This window comes from Streptomyces apricus (genome assembly GCF_008369065.1).
Classification (GTDB): domain Bacteria; phylum Actinomycetota; class Actinomycetes; order Streptomycetales; family Streptomycetaceae; genus Streptomyces; species Streptomyces apricus.
The window spans coordinates 1-4051 of sequence record NZ_VDFC01000066.1; the positions used below are offsets into that span (position 1 = coordinate 1).

General features: G+C 73.9%; 5 protein-coding genes. 4 read left to right on the forward strand and 1 reads right to left on the reverse strand.

Annotated elements, in window-relative coordinates:
• Positions 1 to 219: 219 nt before the first annotated feature.
• From FGF04_RS33210 to FGF04_RS33220, 4 genes are all read left to right on the forward strand, one after another.
• Complete coding sequence (locus tag FGF04_RS33210; protein WP_149515108.1) at positions 220 to 792, forward strand: hypothetical protein; 573 nt, start codon at positions 220 to 222, stop codon at positions 790 to 792.
• 135 nt (positions 793 to 927) lie between these two features.
• Positions 928 to 1077, forward strand: coding sequence for a hypothetical protein (locus FGF04_RS40365; protein ID WP_188114341.1), 150 nt, complete (start codon positions 928 to 930; stop codon positions 1075 to 1077).
• A gap of 356 nt (positions 1078 to 1433) precedes the next feature.
• Entirely contained in the window at positions 1434 to 1874 is a 441-nt protein-coding gene (locus tag FGF04_RS33215) for a hypothetical protein (protein WP_223146428.1), read from the forward strand.
• A 217-nt stretch (positions 1875 to 2091) separates the two neighbouring features.
• Positions 2092 to 3165: an endonuclease/exonuclease/phosphatase family protein gene (locus FGF04_RS33220; protein ID WP_149515110.1), complete on the forward strand. Its 1074-nt coding sequence runs from the start codon at positions 2092 to 2094 to the stop codon at positions 3163 to 3165.
• Between the two features lie 92 nt (positions 3166 to 3257).
• Here FGF04_RS33220 and FGF04_RS33225 read toward each other — a convergent pair.
• Positions 3258 to 4051 (reverse strand): DUF6745 domain-containing protein (locus FGF04_RS33225; protein WP_149515119.1); only part of this gene is annotated, 794 nt, incomplete at its 5' end.

Sequence of the window (4051 nt, forward strand, 5' to 3'; positions counted from 1 at the left end):
CGACGGGGGTGGTCCGGGCGTGGGGACGGTTGTTCGGTCGAAGTTCCGTGGGGTCCCGCCGGGAGGCAACTGGGCTGCGTGGACCTTCGCTTACGGCTCCGGTCGGTCTCCCCGTCCGGGCGGGGACTTCCCCGCCCGGAGCCGGCCCCGTTGGCGCGGGACCGGGCCGCCGTGACAGGCTCTGCGTCGCTCGTGAACCGCTGCCGTGAGAGGAACTCCGTGGACACGCAGACGTGGGACGCGCTGGTCGCGTCGATGAAGAACGCGTACACCGCGGATCTGGCGCGGAGCGCGGCGCCCCGCCCGGTCATCATGCCCCTGGTGCGCGGCGAACTGGTGGGGCTCGTCCGGCTGCGCCCCACCGAGGGCGGCCAGGACGCCATGAGCGCGATCGTCGAGCTCTCGAACGTCGCCTCCGCGGCGGGCGCCGACGAGGTCGTCCTCGCCTGGGAGACCGGCGAGGTCGCCACCTCGTGCGGGCTCGCGGCCACCGGCCCGACCCCGTGCCTGAACCTGGTGCACGCCACCGGGGACGGCCACGTGCTGCACCGACTCCCCTACGCCCTCGACCCCCTGGACGCCTCCCCGGACGATCCGGCCGCGGCCGGGCTCCGGTGGCTGCCCGCTCCGGAACCGCAGCCTGGCGGCGAGCTCGTCCCGCCGATCCGGGCCGCCGTCGACTACTCCTTCACCCCGCTCGAACTCGACCACCCCTCCCCCTTCGGCGTGACCGTCCTGCTCATGGAGGACGACGGCTACACCGTCCACCTCACGGACACCTTCGCCCCGTGATCCGGGCCGTGCGGAGCGGGCCGCACGGACGAAAGCCCGGATGAGGAGCGGTCCTGCCGTTGTCGTCCTGCCGTGGCGGGGTATACGGAGGTGTACGCACGACCGCACCACCGTCCCCGGCACAGGAGAAGAGCCATGGCAGGCATCGTGAACAAGATCAAGCAGTTCGCCCGCAGCCCGCAGGGCCGGCGCACCATCGAGCAGGCCCGCCGCGCCTCGGCGGATCCCCGTCGCCGGGCGCAGGCCCAGCGGCTCCTGGGCAAGCTGCGCGGCCGGCAGCACTGACCGCGGCCGGACCCGCCCCGTGCGCGCCGGCCCGTTCAGCGTCCGGTACGACCCGCCCGACGCCAGAAGACCCCACCCGGAGGATCGGGTGGGGTCTTCTCGTGGAGCGCCGGGCAGGCCTTGCACCTGCATTTCCCCGCAGGAAGCGGGGCGTCTTTCCTTGGACCACCGACGCGAGACGCACTCGACGACCGACCGGAGTCGTTCTGCCGTGCGCTCAAGATCAATACTATCAGCTTCTGAAGGCGCCCAGGACACGGCTCGTGCGCCCCTGGTGGGGAGTTGCCGGGGAGCTTGTGTGAACTCGCGGGAAACTTCCTCCGTTTGCCGAACGCAAGCGCGGTTACAAGGACTTCATGGCTGGAGCGAACAACAAAACCACTAACGGACAGTCGCCCACCGCGCATGCGCGAGCGGCGAAGACCACCGTGACCGAAGGTGCCAAGGCGCCCGCGAAGGAGACGCAGAAGGCCGCCACCCAGGCGGTCAGGAGTGCCGGGGACGCTGCCGGGGCCGCCGGCCGTGGCAGCAAGGAAGCCCTGGTGAACCTCGGCGGAGTCGCGTCGCAGAAGGCCAAGGAAACGGCCGGCGCAGTGCAGGGCACTGTGACCACGGCTGCCCAGCAGACCGCCGCCAAGGCCGGTCTCGTCTGGACCCTCCTGAAGGCGAGGAAGGTCGTGGCAGCCGCTGCGGGTGCGGGGACCGCCGTCGTGGTCCTCAGCTCCTACGCCGTGGGCCGCCGCGCCGGCCTCCGGCAGCGCGGCCCGCTCTCCCGTCTCAGCGGCGGTCGTCTCTAGACGGCACACCGCCAGGGGCACCTGCTCACAGGCCCGTCGGAGCTCACGCTCCGGCGGGCCTGTCGGCGTCCGGGCGCGCACGGTCGTGCGCGCGCTCGTGGGCGCCGGAACCCGATCACCCCCACCGCGCGTCGCCACGGGTACGTCATGTGCTCCTGTTCCGGAGCCGGGGCGGTTCCGGGGTCGGACGGTGAGGCGAACGGGTGGGGTCGGACGGATGGAACCGATGGAACGGGCGGCGCGCCTGCGCAGGCCGATACGGCTGCGAATACGGATACAGCCGTGGCTCCGGCGCATCCGTCGGCCGCGCCGGGGGCAGGACGCGGCACCACGCCCGGCCCGGGCACGCCGCGGGCGACTGCTCACCGCGCTCGCCCTGCTGACCGCCGCCCTGCTGGCCTTCCACTCCGCGGTGCCCAATGCGGTGGGCCGCATCGGGAGCCTGCTGGAGACGTTCCTGCCCTGGGTCGGTCTGGCCGTTCCCCTGCTGCTCGTCCTGGCCGTACTGCGCCGCTCGGCCGTCGCGGCGGTGGCCCTGCTGCTGCCCGCCGCCGTCTGGGCACAACAGTTCGGCGGGCTCCTCCTCGCCGGGGACCACGGGCCGCACGACCTCACGGCGGTCCAGCACAACGTCAGCGACGTGAACTCCGACCCCGCCGGTACCGCGCGTGCCCTGCTCCGGGCCGCACCGGACCTCGTCGCGCTGGAGGAACTGACCGCGTCCGCGCTGCCCGCCTACGAGAGGGAACTGGCGGCGGCCTATCCGTACCGTGCGGTCGAGGGGACGGTCGGGCTGTGGTCGCGGCATCCGCTGACGGACGCACGGCCGGTGGACATCAGACCGGAAGGGGTCGGAGCGGGCTGGAACCGCGGGGTACGGGCCACGGCCCGCACGCCGGAGGGCGACGTCGCGGTGTACGTCGCCCACCTGCCCTCGGTCCGGCTGGGCTGGAGCGGTCTCGGCTCCGGCAGGCGTGACAAGAGCGCCGGACTGCTCGGGGCCGCCCTCGCCGCCGAGGAGCTGGACCGGGTGGTGGTGCTGGGCGACCTCAACAGCACGGTGGACGACCGGGGGCTGGACCCGGTCATCTCGCGGATGGACTCCACGGGGCGGGCCTTCGCCTTCAGCTGGCCCGCCTCGTTCCCCGCGTCCCGGATCGACCACGTCATGGCCCGCTCGGCTACCGTGACGAACGTACGGACCCTGCCCGCCACCGGCAGCGACCACCTGCCGGTCGCCGCCGGAATACGGTTCGACCGCCGCGCGGACGACTCGCCGACGGCTCGGTGACGCCGGCCGGATCCGCCACGCCCGGGGCCTGCCGCGGTCGGGTCCGTCACCGTCAGATCCGTCGCGGTCCGGTCCGGTCCGGTTAGCCGCGGTCAGGTCTGCTGCAGCGGCTCGTACGCCTCCGCGCCCAGGCCGAACGTCCAGGCCACGCCCTCCCGGGCCGTGCGGGTCGACGGCGGGACCCGCAGCCAGTACGTGCGGTGCGTGCCGTCCGGTTCCGGGGTGGAGTTGACCACCTCGACCATCACCACGTCCTCGTCGCCGTCGAGTCGCACCCGCCACAGCACGCCCGCCTCGTCGCGGCCGACGGGGACCGCGCCCGACTCCTCCAGGTACCGGTCGTAGCCGTAGTGCTCCAGCATCACGCGGCGCAGTTCGGCGTTCTCCTCGTCGCGGATCCGCTCGGGGGTCAGCGTGGTCAGTTCGTCGAGGAAGTCGCGCGGCACGGGCATCCCCCGCCAGGCGTACAGCTCGAAGCCGTCCGCGTAGGCGAGCGCCGGGCCGTCGCCGCGGTCCAGGCGTCCGGCCTCGTCGCGGTGCAGGGCCACCGGACGCTCGCTGAGGACGGCCACCTTCTCGTAGGGCCACCACCAGCCCGCGTGGCGCGCCACCGCGGCCAGACCCGCCAGCGGGCCCTCGTCGCCGGAGTCGAACGCGCAGAGCCAGGCCGCGTCGTGCTGTCCCAGGGCCGCGTCCAGCAGGAGGAGGCGGACCCGGGTCTCCTCCCGCCGGTCGGAGGCGAGTTCGCCGACGATCCCCGCCCGCACCCGGTCGACCAGGGTGCGGGTGGACTCCCACAGGCCCGCCCCGGTGGCCCGCCAGTGGCCGCCCCCCCCCTGGGGTCCCAGCGCCGCGTGCAGCCGGGCCCGCTCGGCGGCCCAGGGGG

Coding starts and splice junctions, on each gene's coding strand:
- FGF04_RS33220 (WP_149515110.1), top strand. CDS start 2,092: ATGGAACCGATGGAACGGGCGGCGCGCCTGCGCAGGCCGATACGGCTG.
- FGF04_RS40365 (WP_188114341.1), top strand. CDS start 928: ATGGCAGGCATCGTGAACAAGATCAAGCAGTTCGCCCGCAGCCCGCAG.
- FGF04_RS33215 (WP_223146428.1), top strand. CDS start 1,434: ATGGCTGGAGCGAACAACAAAACCACTAACGGACAGTCGCCCACCGCG.